We start from the raw sequence: 15330 nt of genomic DNA, 5'->3' as shown, positions 1-15330 counted from the left end.
CGCTGTGCTCCACGCGCTCCACCTCCGGGGACGTGGCCTACCCGACGGCGAGCCCGTCGAGTGGTGGGTGGACCGGGGCGTGTTGTCAGCGGAGCCGATTGCCAACGCCGACACTGTTTTCGACGGTGGCTGGATCATCCCCGGCCTGGTCGACGCGCACTGTCATGTGGGTCTCGGACCTCACGGGGCCGTCGACATCGACGAGGCGGTCACCCAGGCGGAGACCGAACGGGACGCCGGTGCGCTGCTGCTGCGCGATGCCGGATCACCGGTGGACACCCGCAGCTTCGACGACCGTGAGGACCTGCCACGCATCATCCGCGCCGGACGGCATCTGGCCCGGCCCAAGCGCTATTCGCCAGGGTTGCCGATCGACGTCGAGGACGAGTCGCAGCTGCCCGCCGCCGTGGCCGAGCAGGCCCGGTGGGGCGACGGCTGGGTGAAGCTGGTCGGCGACTGGATCGACCGTGGCGTCGGGGACCTGGCTCCGCTGTGGTCCGACGAGATCCTCAAAGCCGCAATCGATGCGGCCCACGCCGAGGGCGCGCGGGTCACTGCGCACGTATTCGGCGAGGATGCGCTGCCGGGCCTCGTCAAGGCCGGAATCGACTGCATCGAGCACGGCACCGGGATCACCGACGACACCATCGAATTGATGCTCGAGCATGGCACCGCGCTGGTGCCGACCCTGATCAACATCGACAATTTCCCCGGCATCGCCGATGCGGCGGGCAAGTATCCGGCGTATGCCAGGCACATGCGCGATCTCTATGCGTCGTGTCGCAGCCGGGTCGGCGCGGCCCACGAGGCGGGCGTGCCGATCTTCGCGGGCACCGATGCCGGCGGCATGATCGTGCACGGTCGTATCGCCGACGAGATCGAGGCTCTCAAGGGCATCGGGATGAGTCCCACCGCCGCCCTGGGGGCGGCCAGTTGGGATGCGCGGGCGTGGCTGGGCCGCCCCGCGTTGGAGCACGGGGCATCGGCGGACCTGGTCTGCTACACCGAGGATCCGCGCCACGGCGGGGTCAGCCATCCCGACCTGGTGATCCTGCGCGGCCGCGTGTGGCGTTGAGCCTGCGCTGATGGCGCAGAAGTGCGAGTTGGGTGCGCCGTCATCGCATTCTCAACGGCTGACCGTCTCAGTACCCGTCGCACAGCCCTACCTTTTACCGCCGAAGGTCAGTGCGAGAAGCCGTAGTCGAACAAGTCGATCGCCTGACCGTACAGATCGCCGGTGCCGTACATCTGCACCACGATCAGGCGTCGGTTACCCCGTTGTGCGGCACCGACATACGTCTTGCGGGCCAGGTCCGTGTATCCGGTCTTGCCGGCGATATCACCGGGGTAGCGCTGCAGCAGCTCGTTCTGGTTGGTCAGGGTCTTGCCCGGGAACTGAGCCGACGGTTGCCCCATGATCTGGGCGATCAGCGGGTATTTCAGCGCCGCCCGCAGGATCACCGCAAGGTCGTGCGGGGTGGTGACGGTTTCCCAGCCGGGGCCGTCGAGGCCCGATGGTGAGCCGGCCCGGGTGTTGCGGGCGCCGACGCTGGCCGCCTTGCGCGTCATGGCCGCCACGGTGGCGGGCCGACCACCGAGCATGTCCGCGAGCATGTTCGCCGCATCGTTGCCCGACACCATCAGCAGTGCTTCGAGCAGCTGGCGGGTGGTGTACGGCTGCCCTGGCTTGAGCCCCACGCACGAGCATTCAACCTTGGTGTGCGACTCGTTGGCCCGGGCGAAATTGTCGGGCCGAAGGTGGTCGAGCACGACCATCGCCAGCAGCGGCTTGATGGTGCTGGCCGGGGCGTACGAGCCGTTGGGATCCTTGGACGCCAGCACCTGGCCGGTGTCCATGTCGGCGACCAGCCAGGCCTTGGCCGGCCCGTCGGGAATCTGGGCGCCCGCCGGCTGAACACCGGGCTGCGCGGAGACCGGCGGCGCCCAGAGGTTCGCGGCGGACAGCGACGTACCGAGGGCGAGCGCCAGCGCCACGAACAGTCTTCGCACGAGCGCCGACGCTACGGAGCTCCGGACTCGATCAGCGCGCGGTCAGGTTTCCTTCAGGTATCGGTTGAACCGCGCAGCCTAGAGCGACCCGATGCTGGAGGACCGATCCTGGGCGAAACCCCAGTCCAGAAGTGTGGCGGCCTGATCCCAGTAGGTCGGCCCGCCCTCCTTGACCAGTCCGTACATCATCGTGACCACCAGACGGCGGCCGTCGCGCTGCGCGGCGCCGACGAACGTCTTGCGGGCGATGTCGGTGAAACCGGTCTTGCCGCCGATGGCGCCGGGGTAGCGATGCAACAGTTCGTCCTGATTGACCAGGACCCGGTCGCCGGTCTTACTGGGGAAGGTGGTCGAGGGCATCGTGGTGATCTGCGCGAAGGTCGGATCGGCCATCGCGCCGCGGAAGATGGTCGCCAGGTCGTGCGGTGTCGACCAGAACGGCATGCCCGGCCCGTCCAATCCGGACGGCGTCGCGACGTTGGTGCTGTTCGCGCCGAGCGCCACCGCTTTGGCGTTCATCTTGCCCACGGCGGCCTCGGGCCCGCCGACCATCCGGGCCAGGGCGTTGGCGGCGTCATTGCCCGATGCCAGCAGCGCCGCCTCCAGTAGCTGGCGCGCGGTGTAGGTGTGACCGGGTGCGATGCCGGCGCAGTTGCACTCGACCCGGGTATCGGCTTCGTCGGCCACGATCGTGCTGTCCAGCGGCACCTCGTCGAGCACCACCTGGGCCAGCAGGGTCTTGATCGTGCTCGCCGGTGCGTAACGGGTGTGCTCGTTGCGCGCGGCCAGTACCTGCCCGGTGTCCAGATCGGCGACGACCCAGCCCTGCGCGGGCCCGTCCGGGATCGGTGTGGACCCGATCTGCTGCACGTCGATATCGGCTCCGGCCGAGGGCGCTGCGCCGATCAGAACTGAAACCTGGATCAGTGCAGCCACCACCAGAACCGCGGGCGCCACAACAAAAGCCAACCTTGCGAACCTCCCCATGGCGGGCCAGCCTAATCGTGTTGAATCGAGACATGTTGAGCCTGGCCGAGATTTCGGACCGTCTGGAGATCCAGCAATTGTTGATCGACTACTCCACGGCGATAGACCGTCGACTGTTCGATGACCTTGACGCCGTATTCACCCCCGATGCCTACATCGACTACCGGGCACTGGGTGGCATCGACGGGCAGTTCCCGGAGGTCAAGGCGTGGCTGGTCGACGTACTCCCGGGCTTCCCGGCGTACGCCCACATGCTCGGCAACTTCGATGTGCGCATCACCGGGGACACCGCGTCGTCGCGCACCATCTGTTTCAACCCGATGGTGCTGCCGGGGCTGGAGCAACAGGTGCTGTTCTGCGGGCTCTGGTACGAGGACGAGTTCGTCCGGACCGCCGAGGGCTGGCGGATGAGCCGCCGCGTCGAGACCAAGTGCTTCGACAAGGTTGTCTAGTGGGGTGAGGGGGCTCGACGCGCCGAGTGGCCATTTGTGACACGCAACGGTCGAGAAGCTGTGCGATAAGTGGCCGTTCGGGCCGGATTTGGGCTGGTCGGTATCGTTCTGGCACAATTGGGCGCTGTCTGCCGTGCGACTCGTTCAATGCGCTGCGCGGCGGTCACACACGTAAGGCAAAACCGGATCGGGCAATTCCGCCCGCATCGCCGAATTGCAGCGTGACATCGAGGAGAAGTGCTTAACCATGGCTGTCAAGATCAAGCTCACCCGGCTTGGCAAGATCCGCAACCCCCAGTACCGCATCTCTGTCGCCGACGCGCGCACCCGCCGCGAAGGCCGCGCCATCGAGGTCATCGGCCGCTACCACCCCAAGGAAGAGCCGAGCCTGATCGAGATCGATTCGGAGCGCGCGCAGTACTGGCTGGGTGTCGGCGCCCAGCCCACCGAGCCGGTGCTGGCCCTGCTGAAGATCACCGGTGACTGGCAGAAGTTCAAGGGCCTGCCGGGCACCGAGGGCACGCTGAAGGTCAAGGAGCCCAAGCCGTCGAAGCTGGAGCTGTTCAACGCGGCGCTGGCCGAAGCCGAGAGCGGCGCCGGTACTGCGGCAGTCACGCCCAAGAAGAAGAAGGCTCCCAAGAAGGACGAAGCTGCCGAGGCGGCCACCGAGGCTGAGGCGCCCGCGGCTGAGGCCGCTGCCGACGCCGCAAGCGAGAGCTGAGTATCGCAGTGAGTTCTGTCGTGGTCGACGCCGTCGAGCACCTGGTCCGCGGCATCGTTGACAATCCCGACGACGTACGCGTCGACATGGTCACCAGCCGCCGCGGGCGGACCGTCGAGGTGCACGTGCACCCCGACGACCTGGGCAAGGTCATCGGCCGCGGTGGTCGCACCGCCACCGCGCTGCGCACCTTGGTCGCAGGCATCGGTGGGCGCGGGATCCGCGTCGACGTGGTGGACACCGACCAGTAGCGTCGGATTCATGGACCTGGTTGTCGGGCGGGTTGCCAAAGCTCACGGCATTTCCGGTGAGGTTGTCGTCGAGATCCGGACCGACGACCCGGATGCCCGATTTACCCCTGGCGTGGCCCTTCGGGGCCGCGCCAGAGGGGGAGCCGAGCGCACGTTCTCGGTCGAATCCGTGCGTGATCACGCTGGTCGGCTGTTGATTCGCCTGGCCGGGGTCGCCGACCGCAATGCGGCCGACGAACTGCGTGGCACGGTGTTCATCGTCGACACCGCCGACCTGCCCGCGATCGATGATCCCGACGAGTTCTACGACCACGAGCTCGAAGGCCTGCGGGTTGTCACCGTCGACGGCACTGCGGTGGGTGCCGTCCGCGAGGTACTGCACACCGCTGCCGGCGAACTGTTGTCGATCAAGGCCGATGCCGATGGCCGCGAGATACTTGTCCCGTTCGTCGGCGCCATCGTCACGTCGGTGTCCCGGGAGACCGGAACCGTCGTCATCGATCCTCCGGATGGTCTGCTGAACCTGGACCTGGTCTAGAAGGTGCGCAACTGTGCACATTGATGTCATCACGATCTTCCCGGCTTATCTCGATCCGATCCGGCAGGCGTTGCCGGGCAAGGCGATTGACGCCGGAATACTCTCTGTTGCCGTGCATGACCTGCGGAACTGGACCCATGATGTGCACCGGTCGGTGGACGACTCGCCGTACGGCGGAGGTCCGGGGATGGTCATGAAAGCGCCGGTGTGGGGCGAGGCGCTCGACGAAATATGTTCTGAGGAAACACTTCTGGTTGTGCCGACGCCGGCGGGGCGCCCGTTCACCCAGGCGGTGGCCGAGCGCTGGAGCGCGGAGTCGCACCTGGTGTTCGCGTGTGGCCGGTACGAGGGGATTGACCAGCGGGTGGCCGACGATGCGGCCCGCCGGATGCGGGTCGAAGAGGTTTCCATCGGCGATTACGTCCTCAATGGCGGCGAGTCGGCCGCGTTGGTCATGATCGAGGCGGTGGTCCGGTTGCTGCCCGATGTATTGGGTAATCCCGCATCACACCAACAAGATTCGCATTCGGACGGACTGCTGGAGGGGCCCAGCTACACCCGGCCGAAGAGCTGGCGTGGGCTGGATGTGCCCGACGTGCTGCTGTCTGGGGACCACGCCAAGCTCGCGGCGTGGCGCCACGAGCAGTCGGTGCAGCGCACGCGTGAGCGCAGACCCGATCTGCTCGGCGAATCCTAGATCCGGCCGCCGGGGAACATCGTCTTGACCGCGTCGGTGATGGTGTCGCGTGCGGTAGCTGCGTCGGTGGGCTGTAGCGAGCCGATCACCATGATGAAGCGCCGGTCGGAGCCGATCACGCCGGTCGAAAGGTGCATCCAATCCGAGCCGATGCAGCACATCCAGCCCTGCTTGATCGCGACTGGCTCGCGGTAGAGGCCTTCGGGGATGCCGAACCGCTGAGGGTAGACGCCGTCCGGTTGCGTGCCGTCGATGGCATCCGGAGTGGACTGGGCCAGGTTGGCCAGGATGACGTTGGCCTGTTCGGCGGGCAGACCGCCGCTGCCGTTCATCATCATGTCGTAGTAGCGCACCAGATCGTCCGCGGTGCTGATGGTGTTCCACCACCGCCCGTCGCTGGGCGGCCGCGTCGAGTTCAAGCCGTAGCGGGCAGTCACCCGGTCGACGATGTCGCTGCCGCCGCTGCGGTTCCAGAAGACCTCGGCGGCGCTGTCGTCGGACGACCGCAGCATCACATCCAGGTTCTCGCGGTCCTCGGGGGACAGGACGGTCTGGCCCTTGGCCTCCTGCAGGAGCAGATCATCGGCGATGAACAACTTGACCACCGACGCGATGGCGATGGTCGTCCGGTTTCCGTTGGAGACCGACTTGCCGGTGTTGCGGTCGAGGACCAACACGGTGATCTCGGCACCGGCGTCGGCAGCATCCTCGGTCGCCCGTTGCGCACGGTCCTGGAGGCCGATGAAGCCGGCCGAGGGTTCTCCGGGCGAAGCCTCGGGCAGGGGGGCCAGGCTGCCCTGGGGGACGACGACGGTCAGTTGCGGTGCGCCGGGTGTGACCGGCGGAGTTCCGTACACCCGGGCTTCGCAGCCGACCGTTATCAGAGCCATCGCGACCACGGCGGTCACGCTGGCTGCGCTCGCCATCATCAGTTTTGACGGCCGCCCTCGCATGGTCCTCCTTGAACCGTCAACGAAACCCGATGGGCTCTGCAGGACCGGCGCATCGGTGGATGAAGCCTAGCCGTTCGCCTCGTGGCCCGTGTAGTTAGTAGTGCTCGCAGTATGCTGCAGGAGTCGGGGCAAACGGGTGGACCGACCCGCCGGATTTCACGGTATGGGGAGCCGTCTGGCACAATTGAGCAGTTGTCTGCGCAGGACTGGGCCGGCTTGTCCGCGTTCCGCTGCGAGATGCAACCCGATATACCCGAAAACAGCTTCGGTGGCGCGATCTGTACGCGCCTGCCCGGAGCAGCCAACAACAAGGAAGTGTCACCGATGAACACGCTGGACTTCGTCGATCAGGCGTCGCTGCGCGACGACATCCCGACCTTCAGCCCCGGCGACACCGTCAACGTGCACGTGAAGGTGATCGAGGGCTCCAAGGAGCGCATCCAGGTCTTCAAGGGCGTCGTCATTCGTCGCCAGGGCGGTGGCATCCGTGAGACCTTCACCGTGCGTAAGGAGAGCTACGGCGTCGGCGTCGAGCGCACCTTCCCGGTGCATTCGCCCAACATCGATCACCTCGATGTCGTGACCCGTGGCGACGTGCGTCGCGCCAAGCTGTACTACCTGCGCGAGCTTCGTGGCAAGAAGGCGAAGATCAAGGAAAAGCGCTGAGCGCGCTGCTCCTCTTGACGAAGCTCTCGTCGCGGGACCGGTCACGACGCCCGCTACTGTGGTGCCTGTGACCGGACCCACCGACTCTGCCGACACGCGTTCGGAGGGTAGCTTCGAATCCGATTCGGGCCTCGACTCTGATTTGGAGCAGTCTCGCGACGCGTCCGAGGACGATTCGCAGGACGCGTCGCCCAAGCGCAAGCATTCCACGGCCCGCGAAATCACCATCCTGGCGACCATCGCGTTGGTGCTCTATTACGTGACGCTGACGTTCATCGCGCGTCCGTATCTGATTCCGTCGGAATCGATGGAGCCCACGCTGCACGGTTGTCCCGGCTGCGTCGGTGACCGGATCATGGTCGACAAGGTGACCTTCCGGTTCTCCCAACCGGAACCCGGCGATGTCGTGGTGTTCAAGGGCCCGCCATCGTGGAACGTCGGCTATAAGTCGATCCGTTCGGACAACACCGCGATCCGCTGGGTGCAGAATGCCCTGTCTTTCGTGGGCTTCGTACCGCCGGATGAGAACGACCTCGTCAAGCGCGTCATCGCAGTGGGCGGTCAAACGGTGCAATGCCGTGCCGACACCGGCCTGACGGTCGACGGTAAACAGCTGAACGAGCCGTATCTGGACCCGGCCACCATGATGGCCGACCCTGGCGTCTATCCGTGTCTCGGCCCGGAGTTCGGTCCGGTCACCGTCCCGCAGGACCGGGTGTGGGTGATGGGCGACAACCGGACCCATTCGGCCGATTCACGGTTCCACTGCAGCAATCTGCCCGCCGACGCACAGAATGGCCTGTTGTGCACCGGTGATCCGGTGGCCGGCACCGTTCCGGTGGAGAATGTGATCGGAAAGGCGCGGTTCATCGCCTGGCCGCCGTCCCGATGGGGCGGTATCAACGGTGTGAACCCGCAGACCGACTCCTAGGAGCTGCCCTGTGCCTCCAGCGGTGAAGTGGCCGCCTCGCACGGTGATCCGGAGGTCATCCGGACTACGCACCCTGGAATCCGCGCTGTATCGCAACGGTCTGGGCCCGGTCGCCGGGGTGGACGAGGTGGGGCGCGGCGCGTGTGCGGGACCGCTGGTGGTGGCGGCCTGCGTGCTGGGTCCCAACCGGATGGAGAGCCTGGCCGCCCTCGACGATTCCAAGAAGCTGGTCGAGCGGGAGCGGGAGCGGTTGTTTCCCCTGATTCGCCGGTATGCACTGGCGTACCACGTGGTGTTCATTCCGTCCGAGGAGGTGGACCGCCTCGGTGTGCACGTGGCCAATATCGAGGGCATGCGGCGTGCGGTGGCGGGGTTGTCCCTGCGGCCCGGATACGTGCTGTCCGACGGGTTCCGGGTGCCGGGCCTGGCGGTGCCGTCCTTGCCGGTGATCGGGGGCGATGCCGCGGCAGCCTGCATCGCGGCGGCCAGCGTGCTGGCCAAAGTCAGCCGGGACCGGTTGATGGTCGAGATGGAGCAGCACCACCCCGGCTACGGGTTCGCCGAGCACAAGGGATACAGCACCGCAGCACACTCCGCGGCGTTGGCCGAGTTGGGTCCGTGTGCGGAGCACCGCTACTCGTATGTGAACGTGCGGCGGGCCGCAGAGAGCACCGGCGTGCGGCGGGCCGCAGAGAGCACCGGCGTGCGGCGGGCCGCAGAGATGGCAGACGTGCGGCGGGAGGTGACACCGATGCGGCATGCTGAAGTGGCGTACGCAAAGATGATCGACAGGGCATCAGCACAACGAGAAGGACAGCACACCAGATGAGCGCCGAGGATCTCGAGAAGTATGAAACCGAGATGGAGCTCTCGCTTTACCGCGAATACAAGGACATCGTCGGGCAGTTCAGCTACGTCGTCGAGACCGAGCGCCGGTTCTACCTGGCCAACAGCGTGGAGCTGATACCGCGTAATTCCGAGGGCGAGGTCTACTTCGAGTTGAGGCTCGCCGACGCCTGGGTGTGGGACATGTACCGTCCGGCCCGTTTCGTCAAGCAGGTGCGCGTCATCACGTTCAAGGACGTGAACATCGAAGAGGTCGAGAAGCCCGAGTTGCGGTTGCCGGAGTAGCAGCGGGTAGGGGCCGAGCGGCGGCGCCGACGAGCAGACGTTCCTCGCGCCAGTGCCCGCCGACCGCGTGAGCGTGGACATTCCGGTGAACCATTCACCGCGGTTCGCCCCGGTGCTCCAGCCGACCCTGGACACCGGCACGCAGGCGCTGGTGGTGGCCGGGCTCAGTTGGCTTTAGCCGCCAGGTGCTCGTCGAAGAACGTGAACACCCGGGACCAGGCATCGGCGGTGGCGGCTTCGTTGTAGCCGAATCCGGTGATCCGCAGCAAGGACTGGCCCGGAAGCTGATTGGCGAAACTGTGCCCGGCATCGGGGTAGACCTTGATGTCGGCGGGGATGTCGTTGTCGTCGACGATGCGCTGCAACCGACCCGCGGCACCGATGCCGATCGGATCGCGGCGGCCGAAGCTGGCGACCACCGGGCACGAGGCATCCAAGGTCTGGTCGAGCCGTCGCGGCAGCGGGGTGCCGTAGAACGGTGCAGCCGCTCCAAATCCTTTGGGGCCCAGTACAAGCGCAAACTGCCCGCCCATGCAGAAACCTGCAATGCCGACAGTCCCGGTGCACTGCGGGTGCGCACGCAGGTGATCACGTGCGGCCAGGACGTCGTCCAGTGCACGACCGCGCTGGGTCAGCAGTTCCCGCATCACCCGGGTGATGCAGCGGGCCCGACCGCCGCGCGCGTAGAGATTCGGCGTGAGCGCGAGATAGCCGGCGGCCGCGACCCTTTCGGAGATCACCTCGTTGTCGGGCGCGTAGCCGATCGCGTCGTGGATGATCACCACCCCGGGCCACGGTCCTTCGCCACCGGGGAGGCCGAGTAGCGCGTCGATCGGGCCGGCCGGAGTGTTCATGGTGATCGTCGTCACCGGACCCACGGTAGCGGTTGGTGGTCAGGTCCCGCAGAACGTGCGGTAGGGGCCGAAGTCGTCGGGCGCCGGTGCGGCATATCGCTCGAGCCCGGGGCGCTGGTCGTAGGGTGCCGCGAGGGCGCTCACGAGTTCCTGGAGGGGTTGCAGATCATCGGCGGTCGCCGCGGTCAACGCCTCCTCGACGAGATGATTGCGGGGGATGTAGAGGGGATTCACCCGGTCCATTGCGGCGATGTCGGGGCCAAATTCCTGCCACCGCGCCAGCCACTCGTCGAATCCGGCAGCGATCTGGTTTTCTCCGCGCGCGACACGGCCGAGGTCGCGAAAGAATGACGTGTAGTCAGTTCGGTTCTGCTGCAACAGCACAAGCAGGTCATCCATCAGCGCACGGGCCGCCTCGCCGTCGGCCGCCGTGGGCAGCCCGACCTTGGCGCGCATCCCCGCCGACCAGGCGGCGTCGAACTGGGGGCCGAACTCGTGCAGTGCCCGGGTGGCGAGTTCGACGGCGTGGTCACCCTCGTCGGCGAGCAGGGGCAGCAGGGTTTCGGCGAAGCGGGCCAGATTCCACGCGGCCACTGTGGGCTGATTGCCGTATGCGTAGCGACCACCATGATCGATCGAGCTGAATACCGTTGCGGGATCGAAGGTTTCCATGAAGGCGCACGGCCCGTAGTCGATGGTCTCACCGGAGATGGTCATGTTGTCGGTGTTCATCACGCCGTGGATGAACCCGACGAGCATCCATTGCGCGATCAGCGACGCCTGCGCCGCGACGACGCCCTCGTACAGCGCCAGGTACGGGTTCTCGGCATTCGCCGCATCAGGGTGGTGTCGCGCGATGGCGTGGTCGGCGAGCCGGCGCAGCAGCCCGATGTCGCCGACGGTCTGGGCCTGCGCGCTCGCATATTGGAAGCTTCCGACCCGCAGGTGGCTGCCGGCGATCCTGGCCAGCACCGCCCCGGGCAGTGATGTCTCGCGCCGGACCGCACGTCCGGTGGCCACGACGGCCAGTGAACGGGTGGTGGGAATGCCCATGGCGTGCATCGCCTCGCTCACGATGTACTCGCGCAGCATGGGTCCGACGGCGGCGAGGCCGTCGCCGCCCCGGGCGAATGGGGTGCGGCCCGATCCTTTGAGGTGCAGATCGCGGAGTCGGTCGCCGGGCCCGACGAGTTCGCCGAGCAGGAGCGCGCGCCCATCTCCGAGACGTGGGACGTAGCCGCCGAACTGGTGCCCGGCATAGGCCTGCGCGACCGGCGTGGCACCGTCGGGAACGACGGTGCCCGACAACAGGCCGAGGCCGTCGGGGCTGCGCAGCCAGGAGGCGTCGAGGCCGAGTTCGGCCGCCAGCGGTTCGTTGAGCACCAGCAACCGCAGAGCGGGGGCGGGCTCGGCCTGCCACGCGACAGCCATCTCGGGGAGGGCGCGGGCGAAGCGGTTGTCCAGTTCGACTGTGGTATCCGGTGCGACGCTCACGTCTCGAGCCTACGGAGGGTCAGAGGCTGCCCGGGTCGTCGGGCACGTCGACGGCGTATTGCCGAAGCACCTCGAGGGGCACCAGGTTCAGCGTGCGTTCATGGGTGGCGGCCAGTACCACGGGGGCGGCCTTGCCGTCATGGTGGGCCCGCAACCAGTTGACGGCGGTGACGCACCATCGGTCTCCGGGCATCAGGCCCGGGAATCGAAACTGCGGTGCCGGCGTCGACAGATCGTTGCCGATCGACCGCTGGTGTTCCAGGAACTCAGCGGTCACCACGGCGCAGATGGTGTGCCAGCCCTGGTCGGCCTCCCCGGTCGAACAGCATCCGTCCCGGTAGAAGCCCGTGAGTGGTTCGGTGCCGCACTCCTGAAGTGCGCCGCCCAGCACGTTGCGATCAGCCATCGCACAAGTATGGGGCTCAGCGTGGAGTCTCCGGAGCTGCGCGGTGTTGCGCGTCGAGCACCAACAGCGCCACGTGCAGCGAGGTCATCGATTCGCCGTCGTCGAGGTCGACGCCGAGCCGACGTTCGATCGAGGTCAGCCGGCTGTAGAGCGCCGGGCGGCTCATGTGCAGGCGTTTGGCCAGCGCGGACTTGTTGCCTGCGAGCTCCAGGTAGCCGCGCAGCACTTCCACGTCGTCGCTGCCCTGAGCGGCGTCGTGGATCAGCAGGGTCTTGAGTTCGGTTTCGGCGAACATCTGGACGCGTGGATCGTCGAGCAGCAGGGTGATCAGCCCGCGCAGGCGGACGTCGGAGGCCCGCACGAAGGGACGCGGAAGGTCCGGCATCGACGCCGCGACCTCGGCGACGTGTGCGGCTTCGCGAAGTCCGTGCACCGCATCGGCGAACCCGCCGGCGTTGCCGCCGACTGCGACGACGACCTTGTCGGCGTCACCGCCACGGGCGATCGCCTCACGCCAGCCCTCGGCCAGGCGGCTCAGTGTGGTGTCGGCGCTGATACCGCGCCGGTGGTTCAATGCCAGGACCAAGCCGATTTCTCCGTCCCGCCGGATCGAGCAGATCGCGCTGTGCCCTTGGGATTTCACGTCGTGGGTGACCGCATCGAGGATGCGGAGATTTCGTCGCTGCATGCCGACGGGGTCGAGTCGGTCAGTTGGCGCACCCACCCGGACGGTGACCGGCAGATAGGTGGCGGCGACCCGCAGACCGAGGGACAGGGCACGAGCATCGGCCTCGCGGTCGTCGGCGGTCCGGCCGCCCAGCACGTCGTCGATCAGCCCGCTCTGGGCCTGCTGCTCGAGGCCGGACCGGCCACGTTCGGCCATGCGGTGCAGGGCCAGCGCCTGCGCGGCGCGTTCCAGCACCATCGTGGTCTTGGCCGGGGCGGTCGGGGAGTGCGGGACGATGAGCCGGCCCCATTCCTCGGTCCGCGGACCCACGGCGGTGGTGGTCCACGGTTCGGTCATCGCGCGGGATCGGCGTTGCCAGTCGGCGAGCACGGCAGTGGCCGGTTCGTTGCGGGGCGAGATTGCCAGCACCTGGCGGGACAGGTCCTCAAGCACCACCGATTCGTCGACCATCTCGGCCGCTGCGCGCACGATGTCCGCCATCGACGGGCGCTTCATGCTCAACTCGGTGAAGGTTTTGTGGGTGCGGTGGGCGAATTCGAGTTCCTCGTACTGGTCGGCCACGATGAGCCGGTGCACCGCCTCGGTGACCTGGACGAATTTGGTTTCCCGATGCAGCACCACCAGTGCCAGTCCGAGGGTGTGGGCGATCTCGCCGACGTCGTCGGGAAGCGACGCGATGCGGGTGCCCAGTTCCACCACGACGCCGACGGCACCGGCTCGCCGCATCCGGTCCAGGTAGTCACGCGGTGCGTCGCGCAGGGCCGCGCCGGTGGTGAGCACCAGCTCGCCGCCCTGCAGCAGTCCGGCGAGGTCGGGCATATCGCTGACGTGGACCCAGCGCACCGGCCGATCCAGTTGTTGCGCGCTGAGTATCGCGGGCTCGCCGGCCTGCACCACCGGGAGCTCGATGACGTCACGCACCGTCGGGATCATTGACAAAGTGTAAAGAACTAGACGTATGGGTTTACAGACTGATGGCTCCGGCGGGGTTGGTGGTGGCTCAGAGTGGTAGCCGTACCCCCATGCCGCAGGAAGGTTCGGATCCCATGAGCAATGTCATTCAGCACTGGCGCGACGGAAAGATCTTCGCCGGGACGTCCTCCGCGACGGCCCCGGTGACCAATCCGGCGACGGGCGCGGTGACCGGTGAGGTGGCGCTGGCCAGTGTGGATGATGCGCGTGCGGTGATCGACGCCGCCGTGGCGGCGTTCCCGGCCTGGCGTGACACGTCGCTGACCAAGCGCACCTCGGTGCTGTTCCGATTCAGAGAGCTGCTCAACTCCCGCAAGGATGAGTTGGCCGCACTGATCACCGCCGAGCACGGCAAGGTGCTCTCCGATGCGCTCGGTGAGGTGAGCCGCGGCATCGAGGTCGTCGAGTTCGCTTGCGGCATCCCGAATCTGCTCAAGGGTGGATTCACCGAGAACGCCTCCACGAACGTCGATGTGCACTCCGTGCTGCAGCCACTGGGGCCCGTCGGCATCATCTCGCCGTTCAACTTCCCGGCCATGGTGCCGATGTGGTTCTTCCCGATCGCCATCGCCGCGGGCAACACCGTGGTGCTCAAGCCGTCGGAGAAGGATCCCAGCGCCTCGCTGTGGATGGCCCGGTTGTGGGCGGAGGCAGGTCTGCCCGACGGTGTGTTCAACGTGCTGCAGGGTGACAAGACCGCGGTCGACGAGCTGTTGACCAACCCGAAGATCAAGGCCATCTCCTTCGTCGGCTCCACCCCGATCGCGCAGTACGTCTACGCCACCGCGACTGCGGCGGGCAAGCGGGTGCAGGCGCTGGGCGGGGCCAAGAACCACGCCGTGATCCTTCCCGACGCCGACCTGGACCTGGCCGCCGATGCGATGGTCAACGCCGGTTTCGGTTCCGCCGGCGAGCGTTGCATGGCGATTTCGGCCGCGGTGGCCGTCGGCCCAATCGCCGACGATCTGGTCGCCAAGATCGCCGAGCGTGCCACCACCATCAAAACCGGTGATGGAAACCAGGATTCGGATATGGGGCCGCTGGTCACCAAGGCCCACCGCGACAAGGTGGCCTCCTACATCGACGCCGGCGAGGCCGACGGCGCCAAGGTCGTGCTCGACGGTCGCACCGTGCTGGACGGGGCCGGCCAACGGGACCCCGGTGGCTTCTGGCTGGGCCCGACCCTGCTCGACAACGTCACGCCGGAGATGAGTGTCTACACCGATGAGATCTTCGGGCCGGTGCTGTCGGTGCTGCGGGTCGAAACCTACGACGACGCCCTTGCGTTGATCAACGACAACCCCTACGGCAACGGCACCGCGATCTTCACCAACGACGGTGGCGCGGCGCGGCGTTTCCAGAACGAGGTCGAGGTCGGCATGGTCGGCATCAACGTGCCGATTCCCGTTCCGATGTCCTACTTCAGCTTTGGCGGCTGGAAGGCGTCGCTGTTCGGTGACAGCCATGCGCACGGCGCCGAAGGCGTGCACTTCTTCACCAGGACCAAGGCCATCACCACCCGCTGGCTGGACCCCAGCCATGGCGGCATCAACCTCGGCTTCCCCGAGAACAAGTGAGA

Annotated in this window: 18 protein-coding genes and 1 pseudogene; 12 read left to right on the top strand and 7 right to left on the bottom strand. The window is 66.9% G+C overall.

Translation table 11 applies throughout. The features are described from left to right. Window positions 1–4: 4 nt before the first annotated feature. Window positions 5–1075 (top strand): metal-dependent hydrolase family protein, encoded by a 1071-nt coding sequence (locus G6N44_RS07485; RefSeq protein ID WP_163662539.1) that lies wholly within the window; start codon window positions 5–7, stop codon window positions 1073–1075. A gap of 107 nt (window positions 1076–1182) precedes the next feature. Here the strand turns inward: G6N44_RS07485 and G6N44_RS07480 are convergent, their stop codons facing one another. Beyond that, the gene (locus G6N44_RS07480) at window positions 1183–2010 is read right to left on the bottom strand and encodes a D-alanyl-D-alanine carboxypeptidase (RefSeq protein ID WP_163662537.1); all 828 of its coding nucleotides are present in this window, start codon (window positions 2008–2010) and stop codon (window positions 1183–1185) included. 78 nt (window positions 2011–2088) lie between these two features. Next, window positions 2089–2997 (bottom strand): D-alanyl-D-alanine carboxypeptidase family protein, encoded by a 909-nt coding sequence (locus G6N44_RS07475; RefSeq protein WP_163662535.1) that lies wholly within the window; start codon window positions 2995–2997, stop codon window positions 2089–2091. A 32-nt stretch (window positions 2998–3029) separates the two neighbouring features. On the opposite strand from G6N44_RS07475, the gene G6N44_RS07470 reads away from it, so the two are divergent. From G6N44_RS07470 to trmD, 5 genes are all read left to right on the top strand, one after another. Further along, a complete protein-coding gene (locus G6N44_RS07470) occupies window positions 3030–3449 on the top strand; it encodes a nuclear transport factor 2 family protein (protein ID WP_163662533.1) in 420 nt (139 codons plus the stop codon). A gap of 247 nt (window positions 3450–3696) precedes the next feature. Next, window positions 3697–4170: a 30S ribosomal protein S16 gene (gene rpsP, locus G6N44_RS07465; RefSeq protein WP_163662531.1), complete on the top strand. Its 474-nt coding sequence runs from the start codon at window positions 3697–3699 to the stop codon at window positions 4168–4170. Window positions 4171–4178: 8 nt separating this feature from the next. After that, the gene (locus tag G6N44_RS07460) at window positions 4179–4421 is read left to right on the top strand and encodes an RNA-binding protein (protein WP_003881089.1); all 243 of its coding nucleotides are present in this window, start codon (window positions 4179–4181) and stop codon (window positions 4419–4421) included. Window positions 4422–4431: 10 nt separating this feature from the next. Continuing rightward, on the top strand, window positions 4432–4959 hold the full coding sequence (gene rimM / locus G6N44_RS07455; RefSeq protein WP_163662529.1) for a ribosome maturation factor RimM: 528 nt from the start codon (window positions 4432–4434) through the stop codon (window positions 4957–4959). Between the two features lie 13 nt (window positions 4960–4972). Beyond that, the gene (trmD, locus tag G6N44_RS07450) at window positions 4973–5656 is read left to right on the top strand and encodes a tRNA (guanosine(37)-N1)-methyltransferase TrmD (RefSeq protein ID WP_163662527.1); all 684 of its coding nucleotides are present in this window, start codon (window positions 4973–4975) and stop codon (window positions 5654–5656) included. Here the strand turns inward: trmD and G6N44_RS07445 are convergent. Continuing rightward, window positions 5653–6609 (bottom strand): serine hydrolase, encoded by a 957-nt coding sequence (locus tag G6N44_RS07445; protein WP_163662525.1) that lies wholly within the window; start codon window positions 6607–6609, stop codon window positions 5653–5655. The genes trmD and G6N44_RS07445 overlap by 4 nt on opposite strands. A gap of 324 nt (window positions 6610–6933) precedes the next feature. Here G6N44_RS07445 and rplS point away from each other — a divergent pair, with 324 nt between their 5' ends. The 5 genes and pseudogenes from rplS to G6N44_RS07420 form a co-directional block, all read left to right on the top strand. After that, on the top strand, window positions 6934–7275 hold the full coding sequence (rplS, locus tag G6N44_RS07440; RefSeq protein ID WP_029111328.1) for a 50S ribosomal protein L19: 342 nt from the start codon (window positions 6934–6936) through the stop codon (window positions 7273–7275). A 67-nt stretch (window positions 7276–7342) separates the two neighbouring features. Beyond that, on the top strand, window positions 7343–8206 hold the full coding sequence (lepB, locus tag G6N44_RS07435) for a signal peptidase I (protein WP_179964491.1): 864 nt from the start codon (window positions 7343–7345) through the stop codon (window positions 8204–8206). A 10-nt stretch (window positions 8207–8216) separates the two neighbouring features. Continuing rightward, window positions 8217–9035: a ribonuclease HII gene (locus G6N44_RS07430; RefSeq protein ID WP_235682974.1), complete on the top strand. Its 819-nt coding sequence runs from the start codon at window positions 8217–8219 to the stop codon at window positions 9033–9035. Next, a complete protein-coding gene (locus G6N44_RS07425; protein ID WP_003881082.1) occupies window positions 9032–9337 on the top strand; it encodes a DUF2469 domain-containing protein in 306 nt (101 codons plus the stop codon). Before G6N44_RS07430 ends, G6N44_RS07425 begins: the two co-directional genes overlap by 4 nt. A gap of 19 nt (window positions 9338–9356) precedes the next feature. Beyond that, window positions 9357–9515, top strand: a pseudogene (locus G6N44_RS07420) (amidohydrolase); the annotation flags it as partial. On the opposite strand, the gene G6N44_RS07415 reads toward G6N44_RS07420, so the two are convergent. The 4 genes from G6N44_RS07415 to G6N44_RS07400 are packed head-to-tail and all read right to left on the bottom strand — an operon-like array spanning window position 9502 to window position 13712. After that, complete coding sequence (locus tag G6N44_RS07415; RefSeq protein ID WP_163662521.1) at window positions 9502–10206, bottom strand: dienelactone hydrolase family protein; 705 nt, start codon at window positions 10204–10206, stop codon at window positions 9502–9504. The pseudogene G6N44_RS07420 and the gene G6N44_RS07415 overlap by 14 nt on opposite strands. Window positions 10207–10230: 24 nt before the next feature. Then, the gene (locus G6N44_RS07410) at window positions 10231–11685 is read right to left on the bottom strand and encodes a protein adenylyltransferase SelO (RefSeq protein WP_163662519.1); all 1455 of its coding nucleotides are present in this window, start codon (window positions 11683–11685) and stop codon (window positions 10231–10233) included. 19 nt (window positions 11686–11704) lie between these two features. Continuing rightward, complete coding sequence (locus G6N44_RS07405; RefSeq protein ID WP_163662517.1) at window positions 11705–12091, bottom strand: DUF2237 family protein; 387 nt, start codon at window positions 12089–12091, stop codon at window positions 11705–11707. A 16-nt stretch (window positions 12092–12107) separates the two neighbouring features. Further along, window positions 12108–13712 (bottom strand): PucR family transcriptional regulator, encoded by a 1605-nt coding sequence (locus G6N44_RS07400; protein ID WP_163662515.1) that lies wholly within the window; start codon window positions 13710–13712, stop codon window positions 12108–12110. Between the two features lie 113 nt (window positions 13713–13825). Between G6N44_RS07400 and G6N44_RS07395 the strand changes: the two genes are divergently transcribed. Continuing rightward, window positions 13826–15328 carry a CoA-acylating methylmalonate-semialdehyde dehydrogenase gene (locus G6N44_RS07395; protein WP_163662512.1) on the top strand — a complete coding sequence of 501 codons (1503 nt, stop codon included), beginning with the start codon at window positions 13826–13828 and terminating at the stop codon, window positions 15326–15328. The last annotated feature ends 2 nt before the right edge of the window (window positions 15329–15330 follow it).

Origin of the sequence: Mycolicibacterium alvei, assembly GCF_010727325.1 — a bacterium.
In the GTDB taxonomy this organism is placed as follows: Bacteria; Actinomycetota; Actinomycetes; order Mycobacteriales; family Mycobacteriaceae; genus Mycobacterium; species Mycobacterium alvei.
The sequence above is the reverse complement of the archived record's forward strand: the minus strand, read 5'-3'. Positions and strand labels throughout refer to the sequence as shown.